Origin of the sequence: Vibrio sp. B172a (assembly GCF_030248355.1) — a bacterium.
Classification (GTDB): Bacteria; Pseudomonadota; Gammaproteobacteria; order Enterobacterales; family Vibrionaceae; genus Vibrio; species Vibrio owensii.
The window spans coordinates 59,737-76,049 of the sequence record NZ_JAHGAC010000001.1; the positions used below are offsets into that span (position 1 = coordinate 59,737).

Genomic DNA, 16,313 nt, shown 5'->3' on the forward strand with positions numbered 1-16,313 from the left:
TTGAAGCCTCTTTATAAATAACTGATAGCTTTCTCATTCACCACGTTGATTTTAACCAAGTCATTATTGATAATAGTTCGCATTATCGATAATGAGTGATATGTCAACATGTTTAGCCCAACGTCAGCCCCCGTTCAGTCAAAGCCAAGCTGGTCATCGAGTTCACCCGTTCCTGCTCCTTCAATCTTATTGGTCGAAGATGACCCAGATCTCAACCTTCAACTCACCCGACTGCTTAAAGAGCAACGCTATCAAGTTATCTCGATGTTTTGCGGGGATGAAGCCGTTAAGGTTTTTCAGCAGCAAGACTTTGATTTGGTCATACTCGATGTCAACCTCCCCAACCTCGATGGTTTCGAAGTGCTTAATGTCATTCGTTCTCAGTCACAAACACCCGTAGTTATGCTGACTGCATTTGGCGCAGAAGAATATCGAATTCAGGGTCTTAAATGCGGAGCGGATGATTACATCACCAAACCCTGTAACTTCACCGAAGTGAGTTTACGTATAGAAGCAATTTTACGTCGCACCCAACTCACCAAGCAGCCCAATTCCGCAACGCAACTCAGTGAAAGAGAGTTACTTCTCGATAAGCAAACTCACACGGTAACAATCCATCATCGCCCTGAGATGGACCCCATTCAATTAACACCTATTCAATTTAAACTGTTGTGGACCTTAATCGAGCACCGTGAAGAAGTACTGAGTAAACCCTTCCTTTACCAGACCGTCCTAGAGCGTCAGTTTAGCCAATATGACCGAGCCTTAGACATGCACTTAAGCCGCGTGCGCAAACGCCTAATCGCGGAAGGTATGTCTAACGACCGTATCCAGACCGTGCATGGCAAAGGGTATATTTTCAAATGAAGAAAATGTTGTTCTGGCGACTGTTTGTCGTCTTATCTCTCGGCGTGGTCATCTTCTTTTCTTTGATTCATAGCGCTGCCATTCTTTCTAATGAAAAGATGAGCTACCTTAAGAAGTCTCATCGTCAGCAGATCCTCGACTGGGGCTCTACTGCACAAACATATATCGACCAACAAGATTGGCAAGGTTTGGACACTTGGTTAGAAGAACTCGCTGCGAATGAGTCTACTTGGGCAACGGTTCTGCAATCACACCTAGACGTAAAAGGCGGCAATCCACTCAATGAGCGCTTTTGGGAAGGCTACGGCATTGGTCGAAGTGTTGAGTGGAAAATCCACCTCGATTTTCCAGATAATCCAATCATGGAAGTGCCACTTTCTCCTTTTGGGTATCATTTTCTGATTCTACTGCCTGACCGAATGCGCCCCGGCACTTACATGTCCCATGCGTTTTGGTTGTTCCGTTTTGTGATTCCATTTCTCTCTTTATTGGCACTCACGGTGTATTTGTACCGTTACGTCATGCGTCCATTACAGCAGTTCCACCGAACAAGCCAAGCTTTCAGCCAAGGGGATTATTCGGCGCGGATCGGACAGACCATGAAATTAGGCAACGATGAAATAAGCCAAGTCGCACGCACTTTCGACAAAATGGCGGAGCGAACCTCAGATGTGATTCAGCACAACAGAAACTTAATCGCCGACATGTCACATGAGATACGTACCCCACTCGCTCGTATAGAAATGGCCATAGACTGCGTCGATAAAAACATTGAGCGCGAGCAAATGTTGCAACGCATTAAGAGTGACACTCATAAGATGCGCAGTACAGCAGAAGACACTCTCACCCTTGCATGGATTGAAAACGAACAACCAAACCTCAGAACGGAAGCATTTGACTTAGCGGAACTGGTTGAAATCATCGTTGAAGATGCACGATTTGAATACCCCGATAGGCACGTGTTCCTGCAGCAAGACGAACCATTACCTATCAATGATTCCAACCAAATGGCACTTAGCCAATCGTTAGAAAACGTCATTCGCAACGGTTTACGTTACACCCAACCCAATGAAACGCTAAGAATTGAGGTGCGAAGCAGTAGCGAGCATTATCAAATCGTCATTACCGACTCTGGGCCCGGTATCGACCCAAGTTTGTATCAACAAATTTTCAAACCTTTCTTTAAGGCCAATAATCAAGTCGCATCACGTAAGGGCTTTGGTGTTGGGTTGGCATTAGCAAAAAGGCATATTGAAGCCGTTGGCGGCAAGATCGTTGCCTACAATGCGCCGGAGCGAGGTTTAGTGATGGATATTACCTTGCCTAAACGACGTTAAGCATCACGCGTAACAAGGATTGTAACAGTTGTAAAAGTCGTTTACTCAGCGTGGAAGAATCACCAAAATCTCACTCGATAATAATTCTCATTAACAATGGAGGTTACGGTGTCTGCTTCAACCGTATTTAAGTTAAGCCCACTTACCATCGCGCTTTTAGTGGCGTCACAAGCGACTTACGCCAAGGATGATATGGAAGTTATCGAGGTGACCGGTCACACACCGGAAGGTGTAGATATCTCGATAGACTCTGACCAACTAGCAAAATCCCAAGCTCAAGATCTTAATGACATTTTCAGAAAGGATGCCGAAGTCAGTGTCGGTGGCTCATCAGGGATCTCTCAAAAGATCTACGTTCGAGGTCTAGAAGATACGATGCTGAATGTCTCTATCGATGGTGCAGAACAATCCGGTAACCTATTCCACCACCAAGGTCGATTATCTATCGAGCCAGAACTGCTTAAGCAAGTCGATGTGAGTGCAGGCGCCGGACGAGCAACAGACGGCCCTGGTGCACTTGGTGGCGCAATTAAATTCACCACAAAAGATGCACACGATCTACTCGCTGCGGACCAAACCTATGGTGCGATGTTAAAAGGTGGCTACTACACCAACAATGAAGGCTACAAAGTATCGGCAAGTCTTTATGGTGAAGTCGCCGATCAACTTGGTTTGTTGGCATCATTCGGTTACATCGATGGTGACAACATTCAAGATGGCAAAGGTGAAGAGCAGCCTTATACAGCGCTAGAGCAGCAAGTGGCCCTCCTTAAGCTATCCGGTCAACTTAATGACGAACACTACCTCTCAGTAAGCTACGACTATCGTAATGACGACGGACGACGCTTGAATCGCCCGCACTTCCAACCAAGTTTCAAAAACGAACCTTTAGACCAAGAGACGGATCGTTCTACGTTCACCTTAAACCACAAGTACAGCGCGAGTGATCTATTCAATCTCGATACGACCTTCTACTACACGGACAGTCGTCTTGCCCACAAAGATCACCCACGTTGGGGAACGAGCGATGGCTCAATTCAAACCTCGGGCGTGAAGATCTTTAATACCAGTAAACTCACCGACCATACTTTGGTTTACGGCCTAGATTACAAGAAAGACAAATCAGAATTTGAGACCAATTACGATGGCAAAAAGGATGATGAAGAGAAAGGCACTGTCTACGGTTTGTTTGTTCAAGACGATTGGATGCTGACAGACGCTCTCATTCTCACCGCAGGTGCTCGTTATGATTGGTATGAACTTACCGATAACATGGACCAAGACTTTGACTCAAGTGGCTTTAGCCCTAACGTTGGTATCAATTACAACGCCTTTGAAGGTTTGAACCTATTCGCGAGCTATGCGGAAGCGTTTCGTGGGCAACAAATCAAAGAGTTATTTGTCATCGACTACCGCGAAAATGATCCAAACCGTAAGCCAGAGGAAGCGCGCAACCTAGAGCTGGGCGCAAACTACCAGTATGACGAATTCTTTGCTGGCTTAACCTTCTTTGACAGCACCATCAAAGATGTCGTCACTAATCAAGGGGCCGTGTACACCAATGTTGGCGATTTAGATAACCAAGGCATTACCGCCTACCTAGGTTATGCGATTTCAGATGTGTCAGCTCGCTTGAGTTACAACCAATCACGCCCAGAACTCAATGGCACTCCACTTTCGGATGAAGACTTGACTCTAGGCACATCTATCGGTGACACTTGGGTGCTTGATCTAATCTATCAGCCGATGGAAACACTGGAGTTTGGCTGGAATGCTCGATTTGTTGAACGTTTAACCGACGTGGCTGATCCAAGCGTTCATCCAGAAAAGCCAGGCTACGGCGTACACGATGTTTACGCATATTGGATGCCAATTGCTGGCGAAGAGTTATCTCTAACCTTGTCAGTTAAGAACGTATTCGACAAATACTACTTTGACCATGCGTCGTACATGGCATACATCGGTAGCCCTGTTGCCCAAGGCTACGCAAGCCCGGGGCGAGACTTCCGCTTTAACGTGACTTACGCGTTCTAGGTTTGTCTCTTACTTTGGCATTGACCTAACAATAACAACCCGGAAATCGGAGCAATTTGCTCCGATTTTTGGTATTTGGCGACTTATTTTGCTTTAATTAACGCAAATTCAATTTACTCAAAATAACTCAATGAATTTACGTTTAATTTTCACACTGTGTATCGCCACTCTGTTTGCAGGTTGTGCGACCTATGCGGGCCTAAACTACGACAAACTGTTTGGCCCTGAAGAAGTTCGCGAGCGTACTGTTGCTCTTGAGACGCCCAAAGCGGACTTCTTTCAACATGAAGTAAAACCTATCGTCGATAATCGATGTGTGGTTTGTCACGCCTGCTACGATGCCCCTTGTCAGTTAAAACTCTCTTCCGTAGAAGGCATTGACCGTGGTGCAAGCAAAGCTTTGGTTTACGAAGGCACACGCTTGACTGCAGCGGCCCCAACTCGCTTATTTGAAGACGCGCAAACTACGCAAGAATGGCGTGATGCTGGCTTCCATCCTGTGCTCAACGAGCGTGAGCAGAGCATGGCGGCTAATATGGATGCAGGTTTGATTGCTCGTATGCTTCAACAAAAGGAACGTCATCCACTCCCTGATCAAGTTCAATTAGAAGGCTTCGATTTTTCCATCGACCGTGAACAAACGTGTCCGACGATTGAAGAGTACGCAAAATACGAACAAGACAACCCGACATGGGGAATGCCTTTCGGGATGCCGAATCTAACGGCGATAGAATATCAAACGCTCATGCTTTGGCTGGAAAATGGCGGCATCATGAATGCGCATATCCCGCTTACCGAGCAACAAAAAGCTGAGGTTCAGAAATACGAGACGCTGCTGAACAAGAGTTCTCGCAAAAACCAACTCGCCGCTCGTTATATTTACGAACACCTTTTCTTATCGCACCTGTTCTTTTCTGAACTGGATGCTGAGCAACCACGCTTCTTTACTCTCGTCCGCTCCTCAACGCCACCGGGAGAGCCAGTAAAACGCATCTCAACGCGTCGTCCGTATGATGATCCGGGTGTTGAGCGCGTGTACTACCGCATCATTCCCGAGCAAGGCACTATTGTCGATAAGACGCACATGCCGTTTGCGCTGAACAAACAACGTATCGAGAACTGGAAAAAATGGTTCATTGATGCCGATTACGAAGTGGCAAAATTACCAAGCTACGAGCCTGAAATCGCAGCTAACCCAATGACCGCCTTCATCGATTTACCGGTGAAGTCGCGCTTTAAGTTCATGTTGGACAACGCTCAGAACACCATCATGGCTTACATCAAAGGCCCAGTATGTCGTGGTCAGTTGGCATTAAACGTAATCAATGATCGCTTCTGGGTATTCTTCCTAGACCCAGACAAAGCCGACATTCCTGAAGTCAACGAGTTCTATCGCTCGCAAGCAGCTAACCTAAAACTTCCCGGCGAGCTTGAGAGCAATACTGTGCCAGTTACCAACTGGGTGAAATACTCACGTCAGCAAGCACGCTACCTAGAAGCGAAGTCTGACTTCATCAACAAGTGGTTTAAGAACGGTGAGCACCTATCGACCGACGTAATTTGGGACGGCAACGGTACAAATCCAAATGCTGCTCTTACAGTCTTCCGTCACTTTGATAGTGCGTCAGTTGTGCAAGGCTTGGTAGGTGAACAACCGAAAACGGCTTGGGTTTTGGACTATGCTCTGCTTGAACGTATCCACTACCTACTTGTTGCCGGTTTCGATGTGTACGGTAACTTTGGCCACCAGCTGATTACCCGAATGTTCATGGACTTCTTACGCCTTGAAGGGGAAAGTAACTTTATTGCCCTACTTCCTGCTGATATGCGCCACCAAGAACATTCAAGTTGGTATCAGGACCAACCGCGTCAACTGAGTGACTTCTTACAACGCAACGTTGCACCATTTAGCCAACCGACCAGTGTGGTGTATCACACCGACGATCCTAAATCGGAGCTATTGGATATTCTGCGCAAGCAAGTATCACCAGTCTTATTGCCACGATACGACATCGTTGATACCGCGCTTACCGTGGAGAATGAGCAGCAGTTGGCGAGCATCAACCAAGTTCGTGGTGAAGGGCTAAAAACGGTACCGCAAATCACAATGCTGATGGTACGCAGCAAATCTGGTGAAGATGAGCTTTTCACTCTTATTCATAACAACGCTCACATCAACATTTCTAGCTTGTTTGATGAGGAGAGCAATCGAGACTTCGCGAACGACGACATGACCATTGTTCGAGGCGTGGTTGGCAGCTATCCAGCGGCGTTTTTCTCTATCGAAGAAGATCAAGTAAAAGAATTTGTCGATCAATTTAGCACCCTTAAATCCGAGGATGATTACGTTAAGTTACTGGATAATTTTGCTATTCGCCGAAGCTCTGAAAAGTTCTGGCCATTTAGCGATCGTATCCACGATTGGTATCGTACAAAACAACCGATCGAATTTGGTTTACTTGACTATAATCGTTTTGAGAATCGATGATGATTTAAGGGGGTTCTCATGAGTATCCGAGACAACATCGCCGCTCTCGAGCAACAGATATACGTTGCCTGCTCAGAGGGGGATTACGACACGGTCAACATGCTTGAGCACCAACTCGAATACTTGCGTGGCAGAATGGAACATCCGTTCGAAGATGATCCTTATGCTCTAGACACTCGGTTCGAGTGGGAAGATGATCTGACCGAATAGAAAAAAACCTCCGGCGCAAACCGGAGGTTTTTGTATATAAGTGGCGCTGAAATCAAACAACCGACGTTATTCAGCCATTAGCTCATCCAGCGCAATCACTGAATCACTCACCTGCCCTTTCAAGTCGGCTCTAAGCATTGTGTAAGCCTCTAATGACTCTGATGCAATCTCGATGCTTTGGCACGTATTCATTAGAGCTGTCAAACCTAAACTGCCTGCGCTGCCTTTTAGTTTGTGAGCGAGATCTTTTACAGCACGACTTTCACCATTTTGTGCAGAACTTTCCATTTGGCTCAAAACATCAGCGCTGGTTTGTCGGAACAAGTCGATGATGTGAAGCATTTTCTCTTTGCCCAAAATCTTCATGTCTGACTGAATCACATTAGGGTTGATGATAACCATCGCTGGCTCCTCTGCTGTTAGGTCTGTTGTGACGGACACAGTGTCGTTGTCACTTGTTGTAATTATCTCATCCTGAGCAAGGCACTCCCCACTTTGGGGAAGCAGTAATTGTTTGCCATCCAACATATCTTGGATAAGTGCAGAAAGCGCTTCTTTTTCCATCGGCTTAGGCAGATATCCGTCAAAGCCCGCCGCCAAATAGCTTTCCACTTCTTCAGCGAATACATGAGCAGAAACCGCGACCATTGGCGTTGGATTGAGTGCTTTATCCGAAGGCTTATTGCGCTCGATACGTTTGAGGCGGTGGATTAAATCAGCACCATTGCAATCTGGCAAGTTGATATCGACCAATGCAATGTCGAAATCATGCTTGTCAATGATCTGTTCCGCCTCTAACCCATTTTCTGCCAAAATAACTTCGTGTCCCATGCTCTCCAAGAAGCCTTCTGCTACCACACGGTTCACTGGGTTATCTTCCACAACAAGCACCTTCGCTCGAATTTTACAACGCGCACTAGCAATCGATACGGTTTCTACCGGTTCGCTTTCCTCTAAAGGAATCGAGAACCAGAAACGGCTACCGTGTCCCTCGTCTGAGTCTACTTCCAAGCAACCACCCATCGCTTGGATAATGCGTCGACTGATCGCTAAACCTAATCCGGTTCCGCCAGTTTGATTCATGCCGCCTTCAGCCTGAGTGAAGGCATCAAACAACGTCTTTTGATCTTTCTTGGCAATACCGATACCCGTATCAGAAACTTCAAATAGCACCTGAGTTTCATCTTCTGGATTCAAGCTAACGTAGATGTCGATTTCACCCTGCTCGGTAAACTTAATTGCGTTACCAACAAGATTGTTCAACACCTGATTGATGCGAATGACATCACCTTTCCAGTAGCGGCCTACATCGCTTTCAATGTGGTAAGAGAACAGCAATTTTTTCTCTTGTGCTTTGCCGTTCATCAATTGGAACGTATCTTCAACCATCTGGTGTAAATCAAAGCCCAAGCTGCGGATTTCCAAATGTCCCGCTTCGATTTTCGAGTAATCCAATACATCGTTCAAAATCGCGAGTAGCGTTTTACCACTGCGGTTGATGATTTCAGCGTAACGTTTCTGAATTGGGTTCAAACCAGAATCAATCAATAGACGTGCCGTACCAAGAACACCATTCATTGGGGTACGAATTTCATGGCTCATAGTTGCCAAGAACGCCGATTTAGCACGACTTGCTTGTTCCGCTTGTTTGCGTGCTTTTGCGTGGTTCAGCACTTCTTCGTTCAAGCGTCGGTTCGCTTGTTTCAACTGAGAAGTACGCTGTTCGATCAACTCTTCTAAGTGTTCTTTATGCTCTTCCAACTCACGTTTCGCTTGCGCTTCACCTTCTGCCACCACTTTTAATGCTTGCGCGGTGTTTCTCGCCGTGATGATCGCCTGCCCCATGTGTGCCAGCTCATCTTTGCCCTTCACTTCCAGCTCTACTGCGAGGTTACCCTGCGCAACCGAAAGCAATGCAGAAGAATATTCACCCAGGCGTTTGATAACCGAAACATAAACCACGCGCCAAAGGATGAGTACAACGATAATCAAACCGATGATGGAGATCACCGTCAGTGACCACTGTGCAAACTTGAGCGTACTGGTAAGCTTTTCAACCGCAATTCTGGTTGTCTTGTTGGAATCATCCACCAGTTTGTTTACTGTCCCGTTTAGCTCAGAAAAGAGTTCGAGGGTTTTCTGCATTAACTGCTGAGATTGCTCGTTGTTCTCATACTGCTGAAGCAAAATAGTGAACACCACCTGACGCTTTCCAAGTTCGGTAAGCAATTGGCTCATTTGCTCTGAACGCGTCGGGTCTTCTACAGCAAGCACGCGGCGCTTCATGATTTTCAGGTTATCTTCAAAGGCGGTTTGAATTTGTTGGATGCGGTCAACATTGGTGAGCGTGCGCGCTTCTTCAATTTGGTTAAGCATTTTGAACGCCAGCAAGTGCAGCTCATGAAGTCGTTCTGTCAGGTCTAGATCGACTTCAACAAGAGCATCCAAAGCTTGGAATGCTTGCGCTTTCTTATTCGCGTCAAGAAGGTCATAAATGTGCGTTACGTTCGCGACCGCAATCGTGCTGGTGTTTTGCACTTGGGTACGAGTCAACTGCTCTAGCTCTTCACTCAGCAAACGCATTTCTTCTACGCGCGTGTCGATCTCTTTCGTCAACCACAGCTTACGTTCTACTGTAACGCCAAGCTCTGCTAAGTTATCAATGACGTTCTGGACATTGTTTTCCAATGCTTCAAGAAGCTTGGAGTCAAACGACTCACTGCCAAGCTCTTTAATATGCGTAAGTAACGATTCGAGCTGTTCAAAAAGAACGCGCCCAGCTTCTTTACGTTCTTGCTCATTCTGAGCATTAGAGAGCATTTGTACCGACGAGATAATTCGTGTACTGAGCTCAGAAACTTGTCGAGCTTCTAGCATTGCCGGAATGGCACTGTCCACGACGTTCCTTTCTGTTTTTGCTACCAGAGAAAACCCTGATACACCGATTAATGCTGATATCATCACCAGCATTGCCATCGCAATGAAAGACAACAGCAGTTTTCGACCGATGCTTGCAGTAGCTAGCAACATATTTTCCTGACCTTAATGTTCGTGTTCGGCGACATATTACGTTATATTTTGCAGTGTTTACTTAATCTATGCCAACGAACTTCATTTCATGGTTATAAATCAGCGTTCATTTCGCACAATTTTCAAGCATTCTACACTCGCATTGTCACTTTTCGCTTCAGTGCCTACTTTTGCGGCTGAGAAAATCTGTGCCATATACCCTCATTTAAAGGATTCATACTGGTTGTCAGTAAACTATGGAATGGTTTCCGAAGCGGAGAAACTCGGTGTTGACCTTCGTGTTCTCGAAGCTGGCGGCTACCCGAACAAAACGCGCCAGGAACAACAACTCGCCCTGTGTACCCAGTGGGGCGCAGACGCCATAATTCTCGGCACTGTTGATCCGCAAGCTTACGAACACAATCTACAAAGCTGGGTCGGTAAGACGCCGGTTTTTGCCACCGTCAATCAACTTGATCTCGACGAAGAACAATCAAAGTTACTCAAAGGCGTAGTCGGTGTTGACTGGTACTGGATGGGCTATGAAGCGGGTAAATACCTTGCAGAGAAACACCCAAAAGGATCAGGAAAAACCAATATCGCTCTTTTGTTGGGCCCTAGAACCCGTGGTGGAACAAAGCCTGTCACAACTGGTTTTTACGAAGCCATTAAAGACAGCGATATCCGTATCGTCGATTCGTACTGGGCAGATAACGACAAAGAGCTTCAACGTAACCTTGTGCAACGTGTCATTGATATGGGCAACATTGATTACATTGTTGGCAGCGCGGTAGCGATTGAGGCTGCCATCAGCGAGTTGCGCAGTGCAGAAAAAACCGAGGAGATTGGTTTGGTTTCTGTGTACCTAAGTCATGGTGTCTATCGCGGCTTATTGCGCCACAAAGTTTTATTCGCCCCAACAGACAAAATGGTGGAACAGGGTCGCCTTTCCGTCATGCAGGCAGTCCACTACTTGCGTCATCAACCGTATGAAAAACACGCGTCTCCAACCATTAAAGCGCTGACGCCAAAGACACTTCATGACGACACAATTGAAGATTCGTTATCTCCGTCAGAATATAGGCCTACATTCAGCGTTAAGGCTGTTGATTGATGGGCAAAAAACGTGTTTTATTGGATGCAGCGAATTTAAAATCATAAAAACGGAAATAACTTGATGCAAAAAACAACTCGTACCATGCCAGCGCACAAACATGTGGCATTGGTTGCCCACGACAACTGCAAACCTGAATTGCTTCGTTGGGTAAAAGAGAACAAAGAGAAGCTGCAAAGCCACTTCTTGTACGCGACCGGTACAACGGGTCACATGCTGAGCAAAGAAACTGGCCTTGCAATCAAGAGCATGATCAGTGGCCCAATGGGTGGCGACCAACAACTTGGCGCTTTGATTTCTGAAGGCAACATTGACGTGCTTGTGTTCTTCTGGGATCCACTGAATGCTGTACCTCATGACCCTGATGTAAAGGCCCTACTGCGTATTGCAAGCGTATGGAATATTCCTGTAGCAACGAACCGTGCAACTGCTAAATTCCTATTCAACTCTCCGCTGATCGACCAAGAAGTGGATATTGAAGTACCAGACTACGAAGCATACCTTGCTGAGCGCACGTAATTCCTATTAACGACGCTTCCAAATACAACAAAGGCGATACTCAGTATCGCCTTTGTTTTACCCGAGTAATGGGAAGGTATTACCTTGAAGTAACAATCGGATAGTCGCCATTCACCAGTTCTTGTACAAAAGCAGAACCTGCACCTGTGTGGGTGATCCAAACCTTCTCTTTCGCACGAGTCAACGCAACATAGAACAAACGACGCTCTTCTGCATAAGGGTATTTGTCTTTTGACTCACTCAATGCCCCATCGATATGTGCTTGCTTCTTCTTCGCTGGGAATTGACCTTCATCCACCGACAGAATAATCACAAAGTCCGCTTCTCTGCCCTTACTTGCATGACACGTCATAAAGCGAATCTCAAGGTTCGGGAAACGCTTCAACCAATCGTCATATAGATCGGGTTTGTGATAATGGTTTCGCCCTAACAGCAGCACCGACTTAGTTTTCTTCGCTTGTTGGTTCAGTTGGTCAAGGATTTTCTCAACTTGGTTGCTTGGTGCAGTATGAACACTCTTCTGTTTACGCTGCTTGTGGCTGTTAAGCGTCTTCGGCAACTGAGATGGGTTCTCTTGGACAAAGGTATTCGCCACATCACCAATTTGGTTGTTGAAGCGATACGTCGTGTCTAAGTGATGCACAGTTGAATGTGTAAAACGTTCTTGGAAACCAGTCGTCAAATCCACATCTGCACCTGCGAACTGATAAATCGCCTGCCAGTCATCACCTACTGCAAACAGAGTCGCGCCAGTTTGCTTCTCGGTTGATGCACATAACGCTTCAATCAACGCTAAGCGGTCTGGTGAGATGTCTTGGTATTCGTCCACCATGATAAAGCGCCAAGGTGAAATGAATTTACCTTTCGTCACGTAATCTGTCGCGCGGCTGATCATGGTTGGAAAATCAACCTTATTGGTTTCCTTAAGCATCTTTTGCCACGCACTAAAACATGGCCAACAAAGTGCTAGCTCACTGTTCAAACGCGTGTAATCTTGATGATTCACAAGCTTTTCTTGAACTTGTTTCTTAGTTAAGCCAACGGCAGCCAATTGCGAAAGTTGGTTATCGAGCCAAGCGATCAGTTTCGGGTTTTCCGAGTGGCTACCAAGCTCATCATCGCCTTTCAAGTAGGCAATCGGCCATTTATCTAAATGCTTTTGCCAACGCTTAAAGTTGGTTGGCGTCATCCAATGCTTCTTGAGCCAATCTATGCACCATGCTGAGCGTTGATTGTCGTCCAAAGCAAGTGGGCTAATTTCAACCGGTTGAGGTTCAACTTGATTAAGGATGCGTAAGCCAAGTTGGTGGAAAGTATTCACTCGCACGTTTTCTGCCGCAAGCCCCACTTTATCGACCAATCGCTCTTTCATTTCTTTTGCGGCATCACGACCAAATGCCAACATCAATAACTCTTCTGCCTGCGCTTGGTGGCTCTGAAGTAAATACGCCACACGAGCGGTCAGCACACTGGTTTTACCGGAACCCGCTCCTGCAAGCACAAGGTTATGATCATCATTGAGCAGCACAGCATGCTGTTGAGAAAGGTTAAGCGGTGAAGACTCGATACGGCTGAACAGAACTTCCCAGTTTGGACGTTCATTCTCTAGCCATTCATGGTTACGTTCACTCAAGGTCTGAGAAGTCTCAGACAACCATGGTTCAATCTCCGCCATACGCTTAGGCATACGCATTTTCGCTTCTACCAAGCTGGTTTTGATTTCAACAAGTTCACCGTTAAGTTGGTCGACCCAATTTTGCACTCTCGAGTGCGAGAGATAAGCCGGAAGATGCTTGAGTTGATACAATTCGTCTTCCCACTTAGGGAGGTATTCAGCAAGTTTTCGGCACTGAGTATTGTGCCAGTCTTGATATTGACGAACCGCTTCAACCGCAAATTTACGACATTGTGGCCAAGGCAAACCTTGCACTAACCAGCTTTGCTGCTTGCCATCTTGTTCATGAGCGAAAAACTGCAGAGAGCTCCAGAGCAAGCCACGCTTAACGCCAACTTTACCATTCCAAATCGTAAATGGAATGTGCTCTTCACTGCCGACTGAACTTAATAAAACACTGTTTTCTTTTATTTCGACTTGGTAATACTCATTTTGAATAAAAAACTGTGCTTTATTGGTGGCAGTAAGCTGCATGAAAGGTGCGCCTTTTGATAGAGAAGTTCTCGTTTTATATCATTTTAGTCAGTTAAATTGTAGCGATGGATGAAGCACAAATCGCCTTCTGTCGGTATTCTTAATTAAAATTCACATTACTGTTGAATTTGTGAACAGCGGTTCGTTCATGAATCGCTCTCAACAAGTTAAGTCAATGACAATTCTGTTGATTTCCTGAACAAGTGACGTTTTTTATTAAATTAGGTCATAAACACGCTATAGTGAGTTTGTTAAAATTCTCCTGTTTTCCACCGGCAACGAAAGGCGCATCGTGCAAGCTGCTTTAAAACTTCGCCTCTATTGGGCAAACAAAACCATTAACTACAGCATTCTGATTCTTATCACCCTTTTAGGCGTGGTGATTCCTGCTTGGTATTTTAAGCAACATACCTTGATTACTCCTCTTATCTTGGGTGTGATTGCTGCCGCTTTGGCTGAGAGCGACGACAGTTTCACGGGCAGGATAAAAGCGCTCATTCTTACCTTTATCTGTTTCGCCGTCGCTGCTTTCTCAATTGAGATCTTATTTGATACGCCGTGGGCTTTTGCCATCGGCCTGTTTATCTCGACGTTCGGCTTTATTATGCTTGGCGCTATTGGGCCTAAATACGCCAGCATCGCGTTTGGCTCTTTATTGATTGCCATTTACACCATGCTTGGCGCTCATGAAAGCACCAATATTTGGTTCCAACCATTGCTACTATTGACTGGCGCGGCGTGGTACTACTTCATGTCGATGATTTGGCAGATGTTTTGGCCACTTCAACCTGTTCAACAAAGCTTGGCGACGGTGTTCTTACAAATCGCCAACTACCTTGATGCCAAGGCGAAGCTGTTCCACCCTGTCACCAACTTAACCCCACAGCCTATGCGCATCGAGGCGGCGAAGCTAAATGCTGCGACCGTAAACGCACTGAATGCTTGTAAAGCAACGCTGTTAAGCCGTTCTAAGCGCGGTCATATCGATGGTCCAAGCGACCGCTTCCTTAATATTTACTTTATTGCACAAGACATTCACGAGCGCGTGAGTTCAAGCCACTATCGATACCAAGATTTGGCTACCGAATTTGAGCGCTCAGACGTTTTGTTCCGCTTTAAGTACTTACTTGAGTCTCAAGCGCAAGCTTGTCGCGATATTGCTCATGCGATTCGACTAGGTAACGAATACACCCATACTGATCAATCTATTCTTGCATTGGCAGAGCTACAAAACTCCTTGGGCTACTTGGAAGAACAAGAACAAAGCCATTGGAAGCGTTTATTGGCTCAGCTTACTTACCTGTTCAATAACCTAGCGACGGTAGAAAAACAGCTCAGCAACATTAATAACCCAGACGCGGAGCGGCTCGAAGAAGATGTGCTGGATGATACGAACCCACATACGCTGAAAGCCATGTGGCAACGCATCTCAGCGAATTTACATAAAGACTCGATGCTGTTCCGCCACGCACTGCGCATGTCGATTGCCCTAACTGCCGGTTACGGAATTATCCAAGCGTTCGACATTGACCGTGGTTACTGGATTCTGCTTACCACGCTATTTGTTTGCCAACCTAACTACAGCGCAACACGACAAAAACTTACTGCCCGCGTTATCGGAACACTCGCAGGTTTGTTGATAGGTGTGCCCTTGCTGACCTTCTTCCCTTCTCAAGAAAGCCAGTTGGTCTTCATTGTCATCTCTGGGGTGATGTTCTTTGCGTTTCGCATCAACAACTACGGTTATGCAACCGGCTTTATCACCCTACTCGTGTTGTTCTTGTTCAACCAATTAGGTGAAGGTTACGCCGTAGTACTGCCTCGACTTGCTGATACCTTGATTGGCTGTGTGCTGGCGGTTGGCGCCGTTTTAGTCATTCTGCCGGACTGGCAATCTAAGCGCCTGCATAAAGTGATGTCCGACGCGATAGATGCCAATAAGCAATACCTTGGTCAGATCATCGGCCAGTATCGGATTGGTAAGAAAGATAACCTCAGCTACCGAATCGCTCGTCGTCAGGCACACAACACTGATGCCAACCTCTCTTCCGCGATCAGCACCATGTTGGCGGAGCCGGGGAAATATCGAACGGCAGTGGATGAAAGTTTCCGTTTCTTAACGTTGAATCATGCAATGTTGAGTTATATCTCAGCGTTAGGTGCGCATCGGACTCGGATTGACGATGAATCCATCCACCAGCTTGTTCTTGATGCTCATCGATGTATTCACCAGCATTTGGACGTGTTACATCAACAATTGCATCACAACAGCGAAGAGTGTGATTTGTCGTCGATCGACGATACTAATTTGGAACAACGCCTGAATGAATGGCGTGATGAAGATGATCATTCTGCTCGAATGGTGCTTCAGCAATTGCACCTCATCTACCGCATGCTGCCTGAGTTGCACTCTCTTGCCTCTAAGTTTGCCGTTCGTGTGAACTAAACAAGCCTCTTGAACCAACGAGGCATATTAAAGGGGTAGACTATGATTCTACCCCTTTATGATTACCGCCTTTATTCATAGGAAAAGTCTTACAAGTTACTTGAGGCTTACTGACATTACTCGGACAAAAAAACACCATT

General features: G+C 46.1%; 10 protein-coding genes. 8 read left to right on the forward strand and 2 right to left on the reverse strand.

The window, feature by feature from the left end:
- Positions 1 to 108 precede the first annotated feature (108 nt).
- From KIT90_RS00230 to KIT90_RS00250, 5 genes are all read left to right on the forward strand, one after another.
- Positions 109 to 867, forward strand: coding sequence for a response regulator transcription factor (locus KIT90_RS00230; protein WP_285374377.1), 759 nt, complete (start codon positions 109 to 111; stop codon positions 865 to 867).
- Entirely contained in the window at positions 864 to 2,204 is a 1,341-nt protein-coding gene (locus KIT90_RS00235; protein WP_285374378.1) for a sensor histidine kinase, read from the forward strand. The genes KIT90_RS00230 and KIT90_RS00235 overlap by 4 nt, the downstream gene beginning before the upstream one ends.
- A 108-nt stretch (positions 2,205 to 2,312) precedes the next feature.
- On the forward strand, positions 2,313 to 4,238 hold the full coding sequence (locus KIT90_RS00240) for a TonB-dependent receptor domain-containing protein (protein WP_285374380.1): 1,926 nt from the start codon (positions 2,313 to 2,315) through the stop codon (positions 4,236 to 4,238).
- Positions 4,239 to 4,368: 130 nt separating this feature from the next.
- Positions 4,369 to 6,726, forward strand: a complete 2,358-nt coding sequence (locus KIT90_RS00245; protein ID WP_285374382.1) for a fatty acid cis/trans isomerase — start codon at positions 4,369 to 4,371, stop codon at positions 6,724 to 6,726.
- A gap of 18 nt (positions 6,727 to 6,744) precedes the next feature.
- A complete protein-coding gene (locus tag KIT90_RS00250; protein ID WP_005447215.1) occupies positions 6,745 to 6,936 on the forward strand; it encodes a hypothetical protein in 192 nt (63 codons plus the stop codon).
- A 66-nt stretch (positions 6,937 to 7,002) separates the two neighbouring features.
- Here KIT90_RS00250 and torS read toward each other — a convergent pair whose 3' ends face one another.
- Positions 7,003 to 9,966: a TMAO reductase system sensor histidine kinase/response regulator TorS gene (gene torS, locus KIT90_RS00255; RefSeq protein WP_038896261.1), complete on the reverse strand. Its 2,964-nt coding sequence runs from the start codon at positions 9,964 to 9,966 to the stop codon at positions 7,003 to 7,005.
- A gap of 43 nt (positions 9,967 to 10,009) precedes the next feature.
- On the opposite strand from torS, the gene torT reads away from it, so the two are divergent.
- A complete protein-coding gene (gene torT / locus KIT90_RS00260; protein ID WP_080637388.1) occupies positions 10,010 to 11,059 on the forward strand; it encodes a TMAO reductase system periplasmic protein TorT in 1,050 nt (349 codons plus the stop codon).
- Positions 11,060 to 11,122: 63 nt separating this feature from the next.
- Positions 11,123 to 11,578: a methylglyoxal synthase gene (locus KIT90_RS00265; RefSeq protein ID WP_005437764.1), complete on the forward strand. Its 456-nt coding sequence runs from the start codon at positions 11,123 to 11,125 to the stop codon at positions 11,576 to 11,578.
- A 79-nt stretch (positions 11,579 to 11,657) separates the two neighbouring features.
- Here the strand turns inward: KIT90_RS00265 and helD are convergent, their stop codons facing one another.
- Entirely contained in the window at positions 11,658 to 13,727 is a 2,070-nt protein-coding gene (helD, locus tag KIT90_RS00270; protein ID WP_285374384.1) for a DNA helicase IV, read from the reverse strand.
- Between the two features lie 292 nt (positions 13,728 to 14,019).
- Between helD and yccS the strand changes: the two genes are divergently transcribed.
- Entirely contained in the window at positions 14,020 to 16,173 is a 2,154-nt protein-coding gene (yccS, locus tag KIT90_RS00275; protein WP_009704156.1) for a YccS family putative transporter, read from the forward strand.
- The last annotated feature ends 140 nt before the right edge of the window (positions 16,174 to 16,313 follow it).

What these genes read in the sequence shown, in the direction of transcription:
- KIT90_RS00245 (WP_285374382.1), top strand. Translation starts at nt 4,369, where the DNA reads ATGAATTTACGTTTAATTTTCACACTGTGTATCGCCACTCTGTTTGCA.
- KIT90_RS00235 (WP_285374378.1), top strand. Translation starts at nt 864, where the DNA reads ATGAAGAAAATGTTGTTCTGGCGACTGTTTGTCGTCTTATCTCTCGGC.
- KIT90_RS00250 (WP_005447215.1), top strand. Translation starts at nt 6,745, where the DNA reads ATGAGTATCCGAGACAACATCGCCGCTCTCGAGCAACAGATATACGTT.
- KIT90_RS00230 (WP_285374377.1), top strand. Translation starts at nt 109, where the DNA reads ATGTTTAGCCCAACGTCAGCCCCCGTTCAGTCAAAGCCAAGCTGGTCA.
- torS (WP_038896261.1), bottom strand. Translation starts at nt 9,966, where the DNA reads ATGTTGCTAGCTACTGCAAGCATCGGTCGAAAACTGCTGTTGTCTTTC.
- KIT90_RS00265 (WP_005437764.1), top strand. Translation starts at nt 11,123, where the DNA reads ATGCAAAAAACAACTCGTACCATGCCAGCGCACAAACATGTGGCATTG.
- helD (WP_285374384.1), bottom strand. Translation starts at nt 13,727, where the DNA reads ATGCAGCTTACTGCCACCAATAAAGCACAGTTTTTTATTCAAAATGAG.